Origin of the sequence: Ruegeria sp. HKCCA4812, assembly GCF_013034245.1 — a bacterium.
Lineage (GTDB): Bacteria > Pseudomonadota > Alphaproteobacteria > Rhodobacterales > Rhodobacteraceae > Ruegeria.
Genome location: NZ_WQFQ01000002.1, coordinates 549798 through 567112, shown reverse-complemented (window position 1 = coordinate 567112; position 17315 = coordinate 549798). Strand labels below are relative to the sequence as shown.

The following is a 17315-nucleotide window of genomic DNA, read 5'->3' as shown; positions in this document are numbered from 1 at the left end:
GGCCAACCAGCCTCGGAACACAAACACAGGAAACCGCGTGAACATGTCAGACGCGAACCCATATGCTATGCTCTTGGAACCGGTTCAAATCGGGCCAGTCACTGCCAGGAACCGCTTCTATCAGGTGCCTCATTGCACCGGGCTGGGGCACCTCCGACCAAGGGCGGATGCTGCCGTTCGTGGAATGAAGGCCGAAGGCGGGTGGGCGGTGGTTTCCAATCAGGAGACGGAGATTCACCCGACTTCTGACCTTTCTCCTTACGCCGAAGGGCGGCTATGGGACGCGCGCGATGTGCCCGCGTTGCGGCTGATGACAGACGCAGTACATGCACATGGTGCACTGGCGGCTATCCAGCTGGTTCATAACGGCAATCATGCGCAAAACCTGCTAACCCGCGCCCCGGTTCTTGCACCTTCCGAAATGTCCGTCGACACGACACACCCCAAGCAGGCGCACGCTATGGATAAGGCCGACATCCGGGAATTCCGCCGTTGGCACCGCGAGGCCGCCTTGCGCGCGAAAGATGCCGGGTTTGACATCATTTATGTGTATGCCGGGCACAACATGACATTGGCGCAGCATTTCATGCTGCCGCATATGAACCAGCGTAGCGATGAATATGGTGGGTCGCTCGAAAATCGCGTGCGTCTGACACGTGAACTGCTGGAAGACACTCACGAAGCCGTGGGCGACAGCTGTGCTGTGGCGTTCCGTTTTGCTATTGATGAGATGATGGGTGCCGGGGGCATGCAGGCAGCAGAAGAAGGCCGCGCCATTGTCGAGCTCTTGGCTGATCTTCCTGACCTATGGGATGTGAATGTGGCTGACTGGTCCAATGACAGTGCCACGACTCGTTTTCAGCCACAGGACGGATATCAGAACGCGTTTCTGTCCCACGTTAAGCAGATCACCCGCAAACCTGTGGTTGGTGTCGGTCGCCTGACGTCGCCTGACATGATGTTGTCGATGGTCAATAAGGGAATTGTCGACCTTATCGGAGCCGCGCGACCTTCCATAGCGGACCCGTTCATTCCGAAAAAGATTGAGAAGGGTCGCATTGACGAAATCCGCGAATGTATCGGCTGCAATATCTGCGTCTCCTCTGACAATCTGGGCATCCCGATCCGCTGCACTCAAAACCCCACCATGGGTGAGGAATGGCGACGCGGTTGGCACCCCGAGATCATCGCGCCGAAAAAGAGCAACGCGGACACTTTGGTTGTTGGCGGTGGCCCTGCCGGTCTTGAATGCGCCATGCAGTTGGCAAGGCGAGGATATCAGGTGACCTTGGCCGAGGCGTCTGCCGAATTGGGCGGGCGGGTTACGAAGGAAAGCAAACTTCCCGGCCTCGCAGCTTGGTCCCGCGTCGTCGACTATCGTCTGCATGACTTAAAGCAACGCGGCAACGTTCAGCTGTTCACTGACAGCAGGCTAGATGGCGATCAAGTGGCAGAGCTGGGCGTCGAACACGTCTTTGTGGCCACCGGCAGCCTTTGGCGAACCGACGGCATGGGCCGTAACACCCAGCGCCATGTGCCACAGATCGAGCAAAGCGCCAATGTGCTGACGCCTGATGACATCATGAATGGTGTTCTACCGCGGGATGGCCCGGTCATGATCTATGATGACGATCATATCTATCTGGCAGGAGTGATCGCCGAGAAACTGGCGGCTGCAGGATACCAGGTGGTCTTTGTCACGCCGGAGAGTTTGGTTTCAGCTTACTCCATCAATACTTTGGAGCAGCCTCGCATTCAGGCCCGTCTGATGGAGCTTGGTATCGACATTCGTTGCAATCAGGTGCTGACGGCGGTTCAAGGTGACATGGCCCGCATCGGTTGTGCCTTTACTGGTCGCGAAATGGATATTCCATGTGCCTCGACAATTCTGGTCACTGAACGTCAGCGTGAGACGACGCTATATGACAGCTTGCGCGGGCTCAGGTTGAAAACCGTCGAACTTATTGGCGATGCCGCTTCTCCAGGGCTGATCGTCGACGCAGTCTTCGCGGGCCACCGCGCGGCCCGTGATTTTGAACGCCCCAAGGCAGAAGCAGATCAAGATTGGTTTCGCCGCGAGATAATCGATTTGGAGGAAACGAGATGAACAGCCGACCGTTTGAGTTGGATGCGCTGATAGCCTCGCACCAGTACGGCCACGCCCTGCCGCGCGAATTCTATACCTCCCAAGACATCTATAACTATGACATTGCCCGGGTCTGGAACCGCAACTGGCTTTGGGCAGGGCATGTCAGTCAAATCCCAAGCCCCGGTGACTACTTCCTGTTCGACTATGGCCCGGAGAGCATTATCATTGTTCGCGACTGCGATGGCGATATTCGTGCTCATTTGAATGTCTGCCGCCATCGCGGATCTCGCGTCTGCACTGAACAGTCCGGCAACGCCCGCGTTCTTGTTTGCCCCTACCACGCATGGACATATGAGCTATCAGGAAAACTTCGTGCAAGTCACAATATGGGGGAACAATTCGACCCGTCAAAGTTTGGGCTTCTTCCCGTTCAGGTGAGTGTCTTCAAGGGCCTGATCTTTGTCTGTGCCGATGCAAACACCCCATCACTTGATCCTGTCCTCAGCAAACTTGAGCCACTCGTCGAACCCTATGGCCTGAACGATTTGAAAGTAGCGCATACCGCGTCATTTCCTGTTCCCGCGAATTGGAAACTAGCGGTTGAGAACTACCTTGAATGCTACCACTGCGGGCCAGCGCACAAAGAGTATTCTCGCTCCCATAGCTTGAAATCACCGCAAGACATGGCTGGTTTGGTCGAGCCGCTAAAGGCTAGGGCTGTAGAAGCCGGGCTGTCACCCAATGAATTGACTCTTGTCGGCGACGCTGCGCTGACCCCATTTACCAGCGGGTACTATCGTCGCTATCCGCTTTACCAAGGCTACAAAACCGGCAGCCAATCGGGCGAGGCACTTGCACCATTGCTTGGAACGCTCAAAGGCTTCGACGGTGGCGCAACTGACTTTGATATTGGTCCATTGAATTGGTTCCTGATTTATTCGGATCACATGGTCGGCTACCGCTTCATTCCACGAGGCTTACAGGAAACCGACATTCAGGTGGTCTGGCTGGTGCGCGCTGACGCCGAAGAAGGCGAAGACTACGACAAAGAAGACCTGACCTGGCTTTGGCATGTCACATCTTTGGATGACGAACGCATCATTCGCCACAACCAGTCCGGCGTGAATTCTCAATACTTCCAACCGGGCCCCTTGGGCGAAATGGAAACCGCGATCCAGGATTTTTACGATTTCTATTTCGCAATGATCAGTCCGGAACCAGAACAAAGGATGGCCGGTAATGGCTGAGGTAAAATCACGCCGTCGCGGTGGTGGTGGGCGCGCCGCGCGCATAAAGGTGCAACAGGCGACTACGGGCAACGAGGCCGTGCGTGGAGGTTTAAGCGGCGGACGCTATAAGCCGTTGACCCAATCAGATATGGAGAACATCCACCAAGCGGCCCTGACCGTTCTGGAAAACACCGGCGTCACCGACCATTTCCCGGAACTGCTTGATCTGGTGCTGCCCAAGGGCGCGGTGATGAATGACCTTAATCGGCTGTGCTTTCCCCGTGCGCTGATGGAAGACATCCTGGCTGGTGCTGCTAAGGAGTTTTATGTCTATGCCCGCGGAGAGCGTGAAGGCAAAGACGACATGCATTGCTCGGCAGAGAGTGTCTATTTCGCCAACTCTGGCACCGCTGTCACAACCTTCGATTCCGAGACCAAAACTTATCGCCCTTCGGTCCTGCGCGACGTTTATGATTTCACCCGTCTGGTGGACTGTTTGGACAACATCCATATGCTGGGCGATACGGTTTTGGCCACCGACGTGGCCGATGATTTCGCTCACGACATGAACACCATATATGCGATGCTCGCAGGTAGCCAAAAACCTGCCTGTCTGACCTTTCGCGACCGTAGCCACATCCCACATGCCATTCGCATGTTCGATATGGCGCAAGGTGGCGATGGGGCTTTCATGAAAAAGCCAAGCGTCATATTTGGCGGCTGCCCTATGGTTTCCCCCTTGCGGATCGGCAAGGAAAACATGGAAATCCTGATTGATACAGCCAAGTTGGGCCTGACGGTCGATCTGGCAGTGCCTCCTCAGGCCGGGGCCACAGCCCCCGCGACGCTTGCGGGAACACTGGTTCAAACCGTAGCCGAAACACTGGCCTGTGTTGCCATTGTTAACCTCATCACACCGGGCTGTCCGGTCTGCTTTGCTGCCTGGCCCTTCATCACTGACCTGCGCAGCGGATCGTTCACCGGCGGCAGTGGCGAACAAGCCCTGATCGGGGCGGCAGCCATTCAGATGGGCAACTTCTATGGCCTTCCCACATCCGTTGGCGCAGGCATGACAGATGCCAAAACACCCGACGCGCAATACGGGTTGGAAAAGGCGCTAACCTTCACGCTTGCCGCCCATGCTGGTGCCAATCGGCTGTGCGAGTTCGGCGGGATGATCGGCAGCCTGATGGGATGCAGTTTTGAAAGCATGGTCATCGATGACGAAGCAGGTGGTATGATCCTGCGATCGTTGCGCGGGATAGAGGTCACAGATGAAACCATGGCGGTGGATGTAATCCACCAATGCGCCATCGACCCAGGTCATTTCCTCGGCAACCCACACACGCTGAACTATATGAACACCGAATTTGTCTACCCGCGACTCATGGATCGTGAGCGTACAGATACATGGGAAAACGAAGGCAAAACTGATCTGTTGGACCGCGCCCGTGACAAGGCCAATTCCATACTCGACAGCCATTTCCCCAACTACTTCGGCGCTTCAGACGCTCAGGTGCGCGAAGAGTTCCCAATTGTGATGAGCGCAGAAAGTATGGCCCGCCGTGGATAACTCTAACGCCAAGCACTGGGACAACGACCACTTCCTGCACCCGTGGGAAGGGATGGCGACCTTGGGCGAAAACGACCGGACATTTATTGAAGGTGCTAGCGGCATCCATGTCATGAACGAAAAAGGCGAACGCTTGATCGACGGACCGGGAGGCATGTGGTGCACCCAGATCGGTTATGGGCGAGAGGAGATGGCCGAGGCCATGGCTGAGCAGGCTCGGAACCTTGCTTATTTCTCGCCCTTTAACAACTCCAACTCGACTGCCGCGCGGTTCGCGCGCGAAATCGCCAAACGTGCGCCGGGCGACTTGAACAATGTCTTTTTTACCACCGGCGGTTCCACTGCGGTTGATACGGCAATCCGGTTTGTCCATTTTAGAAACAACCTTTTGGGTCGACCGGAGAAAAAGAAAATCATTTCAAGGCAAAAAGCCTATCATGGAAGCACCTACTTGGCGGCCAGCGTCAGTGGAAAAGAGCGTGACCGGCTTTGGCTCGACAAAGCCGATGACCTCGCTCATTTCCTGCCAGACGTGAATCCGCTCTACCGTTCACCTGGTCAAAGCGAAGAGAGCTTTCTGAAGGAGAAAGTTTCCGATCTTGAAAACGCCATTTTGGCGCTTGGCCCAGAAAATGTTGCCGCTTTTATCGCCGAACCGGTTCTGGCATCTGGTGGCGTGATCGTGCCGCCAAAGGGATATCACAAAGGCTGCCTAAACATCTGCAAGAAGTATGATGTTCTATACATCTCCGACGAAGTGGTGACAGCTTTTGGGCGATTGGGCCATTGGTTTTCGTCAGAGGCTGTTTTCGGCATTCAGCCGGACATAATAACTTGTGCTAAAGGAATGACATCTGGGTACGCGCCGATGGGTGCCGCGATTATCTCTGACCGATTGATCGCCGACGTTGCGGGAAAAGATGCCACCTTCTCAAGTGGTTACACCTATTCTGGTCATCCAGTTAGCGCGGCTGCGGGTTTGATGGGCATTGAGATCATTGAGCGGGAAAAACTTCTCGAACACGTTCAAAAGGTCGCTCCGGTTTTTCAGGATCAGCTGCAGCATTTGCGACAGATTGACATCGTTGCCGATGTGCGCGGGATGGGGTTGATGGGATGCGTACAATGCTCAGTCGATGGTGATCCCCGGAGCGATCTGGGATGCGACTACGAGATTGGCGGCCAGATCGATTTAGAATGCCAAAAACGTGGGTTATTAGTTCGACCTATTATCAACATGTGTGTTCTTTCACCGCCCCTTATCATCAACGAAAGTGAAATTGAGCAGATGTTTTCTATCTTGCGCAAAGGGCTTGAAGCGACACGAACGTGGCTTGGCGGAATCAGTGAACAATGAAGAGCTTGCGCCACTGTTGCGGATGTCCGCAGACCGGTATGCCACTGCAGCATTTGAATTCCGTCCTAAATGTCCGCAATGGGCCGCCAGCGGCGAGGCCAATGTGTCATGGCCGAGAGATGCCGCGCTGCCTTGGAGATCTGAAACGAGCCGAGAGTGGTCATTCTTGTCGACCCCCTTCAAGCCTACGCCTGGGTGGTTCACTTGGCAATTTGCCAAAGCTATCCCGCCCACCCGACAGAGCGCAGCTTTTTGACCAACTGTCGCGCTGTGTCCGGCTGACGATGAAGTCGCGTCAAAAACTCTTCTATTGGAAACCCCGGCCAACTTTTTTCGATTTGACCGATCAAGCGGCGACCGTCCTGCTCCCTGCCGACGGAGGAGTAAGCAGCGGCCAAGTACACGACCCCAAGAGCGGAAACCGGACCACCACTTGCGTTGCCCTCTTCAAAGGCAGAGGTTGCTTCGTGGTATTGGCCAAGATGAAAATGTGCCGCTCCCAGTATATTCAAATACGCAAAACGTGTGTTTTCACCTTCTCTTGGGCGATCACGGTCACCCGCTCTTAACCCTTTTTCGAACTCTCCAGACGCGATTGCTACAACGCCGTAAAAGTCCAGCACGTTGCCGTTTTCAGGCGCCAGCGACAATGCGCGTTCGGAATACCTCATGGCACTTTCGAAATCGCGTTCCACAAACGCCACCCAGCCTGCTGCTGATTGAACCCATTCGTGATCCGCGTCGAGTTCTAACGCCCGATCGCGCATTTCGCGGGCTTCAGCCAAAAAATTGTCGTGCCTTTCACCAGCGATTGACAGAAGCGCAAGCGAGCCGAGAGTTTGGGCCGCCCCCGCATAGGGCAACGCGGAGTTCGGATCGATCTCAATCGCGGCGCGGAACAATTCCGTGGTCAACATTTGTCGATGCGCGTCGAAAATTGGATAGATTAGACCTCTGGCCTGCAAGGCCATGTTGGCGGCTTCCAATGCCGCAGGCGATTGCTCCATGAGCGCCTGACGCTCGACGCGGGCCGCGAGTTCTGCATCGTCCGGACGCGGACCGAGACGGAGCACCTCAAAAACCCCGAGTGCGATTACCGCCAGCAGTACGCACGCAACAAGCACTAAGCGAAGTTTTTTCGGACCTCCACTGAGAAGTGGTCTGGCTGTGCCGTCGGCGGCCGGAGATTGCGCTGAAACGACGTGACGCTCGAATGTGGGTGCGTAGCCGCCTTTGCGTATGTGAACGCGAACGGCGTCCGCTCGGCCATCCCTGTCGTAGTAGTCATCTAAAGACCTTCTCAACCGTCCCGCCTCAACGCGAACGAAGTTAGCGGAGTTTGTCTCGTCGACGGTATCCCGTCCGTAGAGATGGAACCCTATGGACTTGGCGCTGAGGTCCGCCCCCTCCTCGGACAGAGATTTCTCCGTCACGTAAATCAGGAATTCCTTGAGACGCGGCGAGTTCGCGAATATCCGACTTTCCACCACCGAAGCCACAGCAGCACGTTTTTCTTCGACACTGAGGTCGTTTCCGCTCTTGTCGCGGCAGGTGCTGTTTCCTTTGGTTTCGGTCATATTTTCAAACAGATAGTGCGTGAGCTTACTGGCGATTTTAGGGTAAGTTACTTCCCTGACGGATATTTTACCCGCAAGTCTGAGCGTGTCCAACCAGACGATTTGGAGGCACGTGACCTTTCTTGAACGATATAACCCAGGACTTTTTGTAAAGTATGTGAAGAGCCGTCAGTTCGACAGTCGCATTGGTGAAGTCTTCGACGATTTGGAAGAGATTGCCGGATCGTACGGGTTTGACGAAGTTTCAAAAGACGAACCCGCCACCTCCATCGTTTCGGAATTGATCGAAGAACTCCAGCGGCGAATAGAGGCCGTTGAAATACGAGACAACGATTGAAGGAGAGATTGCACGATGTGGATCATACGAAACAGAACCCAGCCTGCTTTGGGCTTGTCGATAGCGATAAGTGGCGCGGCCTTTGCAGCGATGGCGGCAGATCAAATCGTCCATGACGCAGAGTTTGTCCGGATGGAGCAGGAATTCGGTCTCGCCTGGGCTGACGATGACGCCACTGTGCGCGAAAAGCTGGTGGCTCTCGAAGCGCGGTTCGGAAAGAAACCCAACATTGTCTACATCATGGCCGACGACGTCGGGTACACAGAACTTGGCGTGTATGGCGGCGGCAAAATTCGTGGAGCGCCAACAGCCAGCCTGGACCGTATGGCGGAAGAGGGCATGAAGTTTCTGTCCTTCTATTCGGAGGTCGAATGCTCGCCGTCGCGTGGCGCGGTTCTGACCGGGCGTCATCCCATCCGAAACGGCGTCTATAACATCACGCTACCGGGCGAGAGCGGAACTGGTTTGCACAGTGATGAGGTGACAATCGCCGAGTTGCTGTCGGACGCGGGTTACTACACTGGTTTTTTCGGCAAGTGGCATCTGGGCGACGACGACGGCAACCATCCGACAGAACAAGGTTTCGACGAGGCGGAATGGTCGGAAGGAAATCCTCCTTGGTGGGTTAACAACAAGAACGCTTCCAAAGATGACGATATTGGCGGATTCACACAGCGCGCTTTGATGCACTCGCCCGGCCCTGAGGGATTTCCCTATGACACCGGCGGCGTCATGCGGGCAAAGAAAGGCGAGGAGCCGGAACTTGTCTATGAATACTCAATGGAAAGGTACAATACCTACGACACAGAGGTCGCGGACAACGTCATCGAGTTCATCACGCGGCGAGCCGATACGGAGCAGCCGTTTTTCGTGAACTTCTGGGGCAAGGGAAACCATTTCTGGGGCGCTCACCCCGATTTTCGCGACACACCTGCTGAAACCAATACCGCAGCTCAAATGGTGGAACATGACTACAATGTCGGGCGCGTTCTGAAGACTCTGGTCGATTTTGGAATCGCAGAGAACACCTTGGTGGTTTGGAGTTCGGACAATGGGCCAATGTACACGGTGCACCCGCATGGAGGTTATTCCTTGCTTCAAGGGGGCAAGGGAGAAACACGGGAAGGCGGCATCCGCGTGCCTGCGATCGCGTGGTGGCCGGGTATGATCGAGCCGGGGCAAGACCCGCTTGACATCGTCCAGATCACGGATTTCTTCACGACGTGGGCAAGCATCGGTGGGGTGCTCTCGGAGGTGCCCGGCGATCGTGTTATCGACGGTGTCGACCAATCTGGTTTGTTCCTGCTTGGAGAAGGCAATGGGCGTCGCGACTATGTCTTCCACTACAATCGCCAAAACTTGGAGGCGGTGCGCAAGGATCAGGTCAAACTGAACCTCAAGCCGAGGAATCCTGACTTTCATTTCTACGAGGTTTTCAATTTGTATCATGATCCCGCCGAGCGGTTCCCAAATGAGGCGCAAAACGGAATTTGGGCGGGCCCGGGCATCACAAAGATGATTCAGGAACACATGCTGCTGATCGAAGATTATCCGCATCGGTCAGTGAGCAGTTTCTACCGTGATTTTGACACGTCCTTCGATCCCGAACCGACGCCGCAGTATACGCCACAAAAGACAGTGGACTGGTAAGTTTCGTTTAAGGGAAGCTTGGAGCCATTGCAAATGGCTCCATCAACAAAATGTCTGCTTGGTTTGCTCTTGAGACCTTGGTCACTATCGAATTCGAGCAGTCGCGGCGAAAGGCGGCTATGCGGGTTGCGGCTGCAGATTCACAGAACCACCATGAGTGTCGGCAAAGGGCCGCCAATGAAGGCGACCCAAATACGCTAGATTTCAATGGCTTCGGCGATGGCCAGCGCATCCTCGAGTTCAACGCCTAGGTACCGGACCGTGCTGTCCATCTTGGTGTGACCGAGAAGATGCTGAACGGCTCGAAGGTTGCCAGTCTTCTTGTATATCTGGGTGACTTTGGTTGTGCGCATCGAATGGGTACCGTAAGCACTCGCCTCGAGACCGATCGATGTAACCCAGTCGCGGACAATCCTTGCATACTGCCGGGTTTAGATGTGCAGGCGCTCATGGAACCGACCCGGCCACAGGTACTCTGAGCCGACCATGAGTTCATCTTCCATCCATTTCTCAACCGAGGCGCGTGTGCCTTCAGAAATTACGAAGCGCACCGGCTTCTGCGTTTTGCTTTGTAAGACCGACGCCCTTTCTTTGATCTGACCGGACGCCATGACGTCGACGACTTTCATCTTCACGAGGTCACAGCCCCGCAATTTGCTGTCAATGGCCATATTGAATAGCGCGAGATCACGGTGATTCTCGGCCAGTTCAAGTCGTACCCGGATTGCCCAGACATGCTTTGGTTTCAATGGTCGCTTCTGACCGACGATGCGTCCTTTGTTCCAGGTTGGCCGAAGCGCACGAATGGCAGGTAAGTTTGGTGTTTCCATGGCTGATCCTCCGATCCGCCATGTCCTCCCAAAACGACAACCTGACGTTGACCAGAGTATCCTATCACAACATGCCGCGCCGCATCCGATGTTGGATCAAGAGCCCAAACCGGTTTTTTTGCAATCCGGCAAAGGTCTGCTTTTCTTGTCGAGCCGCTTGATGAGACGGGAATTGTTTTTTAAGGTCTGAGCACATAGTCACAATCTACAACGGGAGGGCACAAGCTGAACATGCGTATCACCCGCCGACTTCAGCATGGTCCCCGTTTCGCCCTGTAAATGCGTTTGCAGGGCGGGCCCGAGAAACAACCTTTCTATCGGTCTGCCCAAAGCCGCACTTCGGCACCCCTTTCTATGAGCAGAGACTCTGATGACTGTGATGAACATCAACGCTTTAAGCGTAATCCGTGGCGACCTCCTTTTCGATGAACTGAACCTGACAATTTCCAAGGGTGATCGTATTGGATTGGTTGCCGCAAATGGGCGCGGTAAGACAACACTTTTGGAATGCATGGCCGGCCAATCTGAACCGACCAACGGGAGTATCGTCCGGGCGCGCGGTTTGCGAGCGGGATATGTAACCCAATACGTGCCGGAACGCGCCTATGCCAAAACGCTTTATGAGTGGGTGCTGGGTGCCCTTCCTGCCGAGCAGGCAGAATACGAAAGCTGGCGTGTGGATGTCGTGCTTGGTGATCTGAGTGTTCCGCTCGAGTTGCAGCATCGCCTGCTCAACGAATTGAGCGGTGGGTGGCAGCGGATTGCATTGTTGGCTGCCGCGTGGATTCAGGAGCCAGATATCCTATTGCTGGATGAACCAACCAATCATTTGGATTTGCATCGTATAGGCTTGCTCCAGAACTGGTTGTCTGCCTTGCCACGTGAAGTGCCCATTGTGGTGACCTCTCATGATCGAGCATTTCTCGATGCGACCACCAACAAAACGCTGTTTTTGCGCGCGAAAAGGTCACGTGTTTTTTCACTTCCATTTTCGGCAGCACGGGCGGCGCTTGATGAAGCGGATGCTGCTGACCAACGACGGTTTGCCAATGAATTGAACAAAGCGCAGCAGCTACGCAAGCAGGCGACGAAGCTGAAGAACATCGGCATCAATTCTGGGTCTGATCTTCTGGTGAACAAGACCAAACAGCTAAATGATCGCGCGGCGCAGATTGAAGCATCTGCCAAAGCTGCCCACTACGAACGCAGCGCTGGTGATATCAGACTGGTCAACAGCGGAACTCATGCCAGAGCTCTGATCACATTGGATGACGCACGGGTTGAGACGCCTGACGGTCGCTTGTTGTACAAGACCGGGCGGAAATGGATTTTGCCAGGAGATCGCATCGTGCTTCTGGGGGCCAATGGCACCGGCAAAACCCGATTGATAAAGATGGTGCAAAGTGCACTTTCAGGGAATAGTGGGGTGGTCAAATGTGCCCCTTCGGTAGTGCCAGCCTATTCAGACCAGCATCTGAGCCAGCTTTCGGACAGCGACACACCGATGGTCGCTGTTACGGGGCAGTTTGACATTGGTGATCAACGCGCACGTGGCGTTTTGGCGGGCGCCGGTGTGAACATACAGATGCAAGGCACCAGAATCGGTGCACTGTCTGGGGGGCAAAAGGCGCACTTGGCGATGCTGATACTGCGGCTCAAAAATCCGAATTTCTATTTGCTTGATGAGCCGACGAACCATCTCGACATTGAAGGACAAGAGGCTCTCGAGGGTGAATTGATCACACACGGCGCTTCATGTTTGCTTGTTAGTCACGACCGCAGCTTTTTGCGAAATGTTGGCAATCGGTTTTGGCTTGTCACAGATAAAGGTCTGGAAGAAACGGGCAACCCCGAGCCGTTTTTGGCAAGTGAGATGGGTTCGTAGTGATAATTTTGTTCCAACATTTTGTGCAGTGCGGAAGGCATCGAAACGGACTTTCGTGAGATTTAAGCCAAAGCTCACTTTGTTTCGCGTCTGGCCGAAAGATGACTCGCACGCGATCCGTGGTATGTTCAAAAACCCAAACAATTGAGTTCGAAGAATGCCGCGATTGCCTTCTCTGCCAGAAGGCGCTCACCTTCGAGACCTTTTGGCACGCTTTCCCAAGAATATTGAACCCTTGATGACTTTTGTGAACTCAGTCCTTCGGTCTAACGGAGAACTGACCATCGGAGAACGGGAGCTCATTGCAGCGTTTGTATCAGGGCTCAATTCCTGCCGATTTTGTTATGGTTCGCACGTGATCCATGCTGAAACGTTAGGCATTGATCCCGGTCTTATTAAACAGCTTTTGGAAGACATCGAGGCTTCGGATGTTTCAGAGAAGATGAAACCGATGCTGCGTTATGTCGAGAAGCTCAACACCTTGCCAAACAAACTCGTTCAGGCCGATGTCGATGCCGTTCTTGAACAGGGATGGGTTGAGGAAGCGCTGTTCGAAGCAATTGAGGTAACCGGGCTTTTTAACATGATGAACCGCATCGTCGAAAGCGGCGGCGTCACCTTTGACTATGGTGGGCGTACTCAGGGTCACACCTTGCAGAAAGCTGGCCCAGACGCGGCTAAGGACTCCTACTTGGTTTTCTTAGAGATGATAAAGCAGCAAGCCTCTGCGTAGAGTCAGGTGGTGCCTGACGACAAAACTCATGCTTTCCTGTCACAGACAATTACCACCGTTTTGCACCGCGTCCATTCTTCGAAAACGGACTTAGGCACAAGTGCAGCGTATTGGCGCTTCGTCCCGCTCCAGTCACGTATTCGAAAGACAGCGAACAGCGACACCTTACCTAAGTTTTGCTAGGCAGGCAGGATCTCTCTGTTGTCCTCCACCGCATCAATGCTTGTATTGTGGGTACTCGAAGTCCATATACATAAAGCTTACGTTTTTCTTTTTCGACCTGCTGTCTCCTCAATTCGGCGTTCAGTCTTTCGATTTAGACCGACCACGCCGGGTCGCCGCATTGATGCGGGCGACACGCAATTGGAGACTTCCACCATGGCAAATGGCACAGTAAAATGGTTCAACTCGACCAAGGGTTTTGGCTTTATCGAGCCTGAAGACGGCAAGCGCGATGTGTTCGTGCATGTATCCGCTCTTGAACGTTCCGGCATCAGCGAATTGAAGGACGGCCAAAAGGTTACTTTTGACGTCGAAGCTGGTCGTGACGGACGCGACAGCGCTTCCAACCTGGCACTCGCATAGCCTGCTACGGGCATCCTTCTGGGGTGCCCGGTTGCTCAGAGGGTTCCCAAGAGCCGTTGGAGAACAAGTCAGTTGCAACAGCAGGAATTGACCCGGGCGCTCGTTCAATACCGCGTACCCGATACGAAGCGTAGTGTTTTTGAACTGACAATTACTGTTATCCCTTTTTTCGCGCTATGGGGCGCAGCGTGGTTTGCGCTTTCCCTTGGTGTCTGGGTCGCTATTCCACTGGCAACCCTTAACGCTGCATTTCTGGTGCGTCTCTTCATCATCATGCATGATTGTGGTCACGGATCATTTTTTAAAAACCGTACCGTTTGCAATTGGACAGGCCGGGTCTTGGGTGTTCTCGCCCTCACACCTTTTGACATCTGGCGGCAAAGCCACGCGATTCACCACGCCTCAACCGGCAACCTTGATCGGCGCGGGATGGGCGATATCCCTACGTTAACTGTAGAGGAATATCTGAAGCGAAAGTGGGTCGGGCGTGCCGCTTACAGGTTAATCCGGAACCCCTTCTTCCTGTTCTGTATCGTGCCTGTCTACACGTTCTTTCTGCAAAATCGCTTACCCTTTGGTTTCATGCGGTCAGGCTGGCTGTATTGGGCAAGCGCAATGGGAACAAACGCCGCGATTGCGGTGGTCCTGGCCCTGATTTTTTTGGACCGGAGGCCTGGATGTTCTGGTTTATGTATTCCTGCCAACCATGATCGTCGCCGCCTCGATTGGTATTTGGCTTTTCTATATTCAACACCAGTTTGAACACACGACCTGGGAACGGGAAGAGGGGTGGAACCTTCAGAACGCCGCATTCTATGGGAGTTCTCACTATGCCCTACCAGGCATCCTGCGGTGGTTCTCTGCTAACATCGGCGTACACCATGTTCACCACCTTGCCAGCCGCATACCGTTTTACCGGCTAAACGAAGTTTTGCGTGACCATTCTGCGTTAGAAAACTGCCAGCGTATTACTCTATATGAGAGCTTTCATTGTGCACGATTGCATCTTTGGGATGAAAAAAGTCAACGTCTGCTGACATTTTCCGAGGCTTTGTCGAACGCCAATTCCAACAGGCATTTAGTGTAGTCTGGCGCGTACCAGATAGGCTTCGACTGTGTCACCGCCCAAGGCACGAATGGCCTCTAACCGGTGAAGGCCTTCAATCAGCACGAATCTCTTGTTGTCCGAGCGTATCTGGATCGGGGTCTTCTGGCCGTTTTTCAAAATATCTTCGGCCAGCGTCAGAACTTTTTGTTGATCAAGCGTTTTTGCCCGTTTCACAGGTACATAAATCAGGTCGAGCGGATATGGTCGTTTCTCCAGCATAAGCTACGTGACCAACCTTTCGTACATTTGTTCCGATTTAGAGCTCACTTCAAAAGCGGGGGCTGGAACGTACGTCATAGAACCGAACGAACAGCGTCGCGCAGTTCCTGATGCATAATCCAAGTTGCTGGCTCATCGTCACTTTCGATGTGAGAAAATGCCAGGACCTGAGCGGCGCCATCATTCTGCACCGATCCGGCTTCGGGTAGGTCCAGTTCCAGATATTCTGCGATCAATAGTCCGATTTTCTTGAAAACCTTGATGGAGGCCTCGCGCGATTTGTAACCAGCTGCCTGAGACAAGTGACCAATAGTCAGACCTTCCTTGCCTGCGATTGTGAGTGCTTTGAGCAATGTGACCTGCGCGGGGGTGAGCCTGATCTGGCGCAATGCCTCGGCATATTCTCTTTCACTGGGAACGAGGGTTCCGGAGTTTCCCTCCAAACGGCGTTGACCGCTACGCTTCCTGTCTCGTTCTTCGAGAATTTCTTTTAAGGCTTCTATAGCCAATGCTGGTGTTTCTCCAACTGCATCGGCAATCATTGTCTGCGTTTTTGCCGGCGGTTTGGGAAATGCCCGTGCAACACTATCGCCGCTCAGAACGCCGGCCTTGATCAAGTACTTTCCAAACTCTTCCTCAATCACTCCTGATACGTCAGCGTTCCGCGACTTACGAACACTGCGGTCCTGAAATGCTCGTTGTTCCAGACCTCGAGCTGACATCTTTGAACCGGAAAGGGTTATTTGAGGGGTATTTTTGCGCATCAGAGAAACACCACTACAACTATCGCTGCGACAAACACCGCCGATGCAATAGATATCTTTATCCCATTGGACCGGCGACGCGCCTTTTCAGCCTTGATGCTTTTGCCCAGGTTTTCATCAATCGAGTCATTGTTCACGGCTTTGTCCTTCCTCATTTCTCATGCGGCATAGGTTTCCACCAACGCATTGTTATGGCACATTTTCCGTGCACGTATCGTTCTGTCTTGTGAATGGACGATTACATTCCCAACCGTCACCTCTTCGGTTCAAATGAGCGTTGGAAGGAACTTGAATCTTATCGCACCTGTCCCGGTTTGCGCGAAAACCACGCTCGCACTTCCATCCGGAATAAGTTTCAGGTGCAAGATATGCATGCTGTGGAACAGCCACAGTCTCACAGCCGCTCTCCGCTGCCCTGTAACCTCTGAGGCATACCCAACCATCCGAGCTTCCTCTGTCGCTCAGACGACCGTTTTCTGGGACCTCTATTGCAACACAATCCTGGTTCTCCTTACGAAATCCCCAGTTGCAGTGTATTTCCTGCACGCCAAACCGAGTTTCGACGTACCCATTTTGGGGCGAAATCACTTCTTCACACTCTTCTCCGGCACGCTGGAACAGCCGATTGCACGCCCACTGATCTCCGGTTGATGCCAGGTAGGCATTTTCAGGAACTCTTATTTTCTCACAGAGTTCTCCGACATTCTGAAAACCGTGATTGCATTCCCACCCGCGGCCATAGGAGCTACCCGTTAAATATGCGTTTTGGGGTACGTCTGGACTTTGGCAGGATCCGTTTCTGTTTTCGAAACCTTCGCCACAAACCGTTGCACTGGCATTGCCTGCGACTTGGGCAGCAAGCTGCGTTCCTGAGAGCGACACCAAAAGTGTCGAGATCAAACAAAGTATGCAGCGCGTAAACCCAATGAGTGACTGATCCAAATGGAGCTTGAGACCTGATCTATCGGGCATCAAACACGCAATTCATGTGCCAAGTGCTGTTCATGCGGCGCCTTCTTTCCTTGGTCACGCGATGACAGGTGCATGTCCGGTGACAGTTGCAAATGCTTGCGAGGAACGAGCTCATAGCGAAGACCCCAGCGAAACCCGTTCCTATGCTGGGGCACATGCTACAGTTAGTCTGAAGGCCATTGGATTTGCGAAGCCGGCAGCATCGCGGCATCGAGTAATTTTTACCAATATACTCTTGTGGTTCTTAGCCAGCATAGAGTCAAGGCCGCACCGTCGTCACGAAGCCTGTGCTACGGAGATATCTCATTTTTGAGACCGGTGTTTGACCAGGTGGCTTAGAGAATAATTGAGAGACAAAATTCAGCGTGACATCACCTTTGAAACGTCGTCGTTGACGAACTAACAGG

Annotated in this window: 15 protein-coding genes and 1 pseudogene; 11 read left to right on the top strand and 5 right to left on the bottom strand. The window is 53.7% G+C overall.

The genetic code is table 11. The features are described from left to right. The first annotated feature begins 43 nt into the window (after positions 1-43). Genes GOW04_RS10060 through GOW04_RS10045 form a run of 4 tightly spaced genes read left to right on the top strand, consistent with a single transcriptional unit; the run spans position 44 to position 6248 of the window. On the top strand, positions 44-2107 hold the full coding sequence (locus GOW04_RS10060; RefSeq protein WP_171232432.1) for an FAD-dependent oxidoreductase: 2064 nt from the start codon (positions 44-46) through the stop codon (positions 2105-2107). Beyond that, positions 2104-3336, top strand: a complete 1233-nt coding sequence (locus GOW04_RS10055; RefSeq protein ID WP_171232431.1) for an aromatic ring-hydroxylating dioxygenase subunit alpha — start codon at positions 2104-2106, stop codon at positions 3334-3336. The genes GOW04_RS10060 and GOW04_RS10055 overlap by 4 nt, the downstream gene beginning before the upstream one ends. Then, complete coding sequence (locus GOW04_RS10050) at positions 3329-4891, top strand: trimethylamine methyltransferase family protein (protein WP_171232430.1); 1563 nt, start codon at positions 3329-3331, stop codon at positions 4889-4891. The genes GOW04_RS10055 and GOW04_RS10050 overlap by 8 nt, the downstream gene beginning before the upstream one ends. 52 nt (positions 4892-4943) lie before the next feature. Next, on the top strand, positions 4944-6248 hold the full coding sequence (locus GOW04_RS10045) for an aminotransferase (protein ID WP_254430108.1): 1305 nt from the start codon (positions 4944-4946) through the stop codon (positions 6246-6248). 221 nt (positions 6249-6469) lie between these two features. On the opposite strand, the gene GOW04_RS10040 is transcribed toward GOW04_RS10045, so the two are convergent. Next, entirely contained in the window at positions 6470-7918 is a 1449-nt protein-coding gene (locus GOW04_RS10040; RefSeq protein WP_171232428.1) for a tetratricopeptide repeat protein, read from the bottom strand. A 64-nt stretch (positions 7919-7982) separates the two neighbouring features. On the opposite strand from GOW04_RS10040, the gene GOW04_RS10035 reads away from it, so the two are divergent. Then, complete coding sequence (locus GOW04_RS10035) at positions 7983-8162, top strand: hypothetical protein (protein ID WP_171168733.1); 180 nt, start codon at positions 7983-7985, stop codon at positions 8160-8162. Between the two features lie 15 nt (positions 8163-8177). Next, positions 8178-9812 carry a sulfatase-like hydrolase/transferase gene (locus GOW04_RS10030; RefSeq protein WP_371814386.1) on the top strand — a complete coding sequence of 545 codons (1635 nt, stop codon included), beginning with the start codon at positions 8178-8180 and terminating at the stop codon, positions 9810-9812. Positions 9813-10009: 197 nt separating this feature from the next. Here GOW04_RS10030 and GOW04_RS10025 read toward each other — a convergent pair. Then, positions 10010-10642: pseudogene (locus GOW04_RS10025) on the bottom strand (tyrosine-type recombinase/integrase). Between the two features lie 370 nt (positions 10643-11012). Here GOW04_RS10025 and GOW04_RS10020 point away from each other — a divergent pair. From GOW04_RS10020 to GOW04_RS22240, 5 genes are all read left to right on the top strand, one after another. Continuing rightward, entirely contained in the window at positions 11013-12527 is a 1515-nt protein-coding gene (locus GOW04_RS10020) for an ABC-F family ATP-binding cassette domain-containing protein (RefSeq protein WP_171232426.1), read from the top strand. Positions 12528-12684: 157 nt separating this feature from the next. After that, positions 12685-13260 (top strand): carboxymuconolactone decarboxylase family protein, encoded by a 576-nt coding sequence (locus tag GOW04_RS10015; protein WP_256368244.1) that lies wholly within the window; start codon positions 12685-12687, stop codon positions 13258-13260. 378 nt (positions 13261-13638) lie between these two features. Then, entirely contained in the window at positions 13639-13845 is a 207-nt protein-coding gene (locus GOW04_RS10010; protein ID WP_171115248.1) for a cold-shock protein, read from the top strand. Between the two features lie 72 nt (positions 13846-13917). Further along, a complete protein-coding gene (locus GOW04_RS10005; RefSeq protein ID WP_371814385.1) occupies positions 13918-14607 on the top strand; it encodes a fatty acid desaturase in 690 nt (229 codons plus the stop codon). Beyond that, positions 14552-14932: a fatty acid desaturase gene (locus GOW04_RS22240; RefSeq protein WP_371814384.1), complete on the top strand. Its 381-nt coding sequence runs from the start codon at positions 14552-14554 to the stop codon at positions 14930-14932. Before GOW04_RS10005 ends, GOW04_RS22240 begins: the two co-directional genes overlap by 56 nt. Here the strand turns inward: GOW04_RS22240 and GOW04_RS10000 are convergent. The 3 genes from GOW04_RS10000 to GOW04_RS09990 form a co-directional block, all read right to left on the bottom strand. Then, on the bottom strand, positions 14924-15172 hold the full coding sequence (locus GOW04_RS10000) for a ParB N-terminal domain-containing protein (RefSeq protein ID WP_039524390.1): 249 nt from the start codon (positions 15170-15172) through the stop codon (positions 14924-14926). The two genes, GOW04_RS22240 and GOW04_RS10000, sit on opposite strands and share 9 nt — an antisense overlap. A 74-nt stretch (positions 15173-15246) precedes the next feature. Then, positions 15247-15936, bottom strand: a complete 690-nt coding sequence (locus tag GOW04_RS09995; RefSeq protein ID WP_171232424.1) for a hypothetical protein — start codon at positions 15934-15936, stop codon at positions 15247-15249. Further along, entirely contained in the window at positions 15936-16073 is a 138-nt protein-coding gene (locus tag GOW04_RS09990) for a hypothetical protein (protein ID WP_170337404.1), read from the bottom strand. Before GOW04_RS09990 ends, GOW04_RS09995 begins: the two co-directional genes overlap by 1 nt. Between the last annotated feature and the right edge of the window lie 1242 nt (positions 16074-17315).

Coding starts and splice junctions, on each gene's coding strand:
- GOW04_RS22240 (WP_371814384.1), top strand. CDS start 14,552: ATGATCGTCGCCGCCTCGATTGGTATTTGGCTTTTCTATATTCAACAC.
- GOW04_RS10050 (WP_171232430.1), top strand. CDS start 3,329: ATGGCTGAGGTAAAATCACGCCGTCGCGGTGGTGGTGGGCGCGCCGCG.
- GOW04_RS10010 (WP_171115248.1), top strand. CDS start 13,639: ATGGCAAATGGCACAGTAAAATGGTTCAACTCGACCAAGGGTTTTGGC.
- GOW04_RS09995 (WP_171232424.1), bottom strand. CDS start 15,936: ATGCGCAAAAATACCCCTCAAATAACCCTTTCCGGTTCAAAGATGTCA.
- GOW04_RS10060 (WP_171232432.1), top strand. CDS start 44: ATGTCAGACGCGAACCCATATGCTATGCTCTTGGAACCGGTTCAAATC.
- GOW04_RS10030 (WP_371814386.1), top strand. CDS start 8,178: ATGTGGATCATACGAAACAGAACCCAGCCTGCTTTGGGCTTGTCGATA.
- GOW04_RS10000 (WP_039524390.1), bottom strand. CDS start 15,172: ATGCTGGAGAAACGACCATATCCGCTCGACCTGATTTATGTACCTGTG.
- GOW04_RS10015 (WP_256368244.1), top strand. CDS start 12,685: ATGCCGCGATTGCCTTCTCTGCCAGAAGGCGCTCACCTTCGAGACCTT.
- GOW04_RS10045 (WP_254430108.1), top strand. CDS start 4,944: ATGGCGACCTTGGGCGAAAACGACCGGACATTTATTGAAGGTGCTAGC.
- GOW04_RS10055 (WP_171232431.1), top strand. CDS start 2,104: ATGAACAGCCGACCGTTTGAGTTGGATGCGCTGATAGCCTCGCACCAG.
- GOW04_RS10020 (WP_171232426.1), top strand. CDS start 11,013: ATGACTGTGATGAACATCAACGCTTTAAGCGTAATCCGTGGCGACCTC.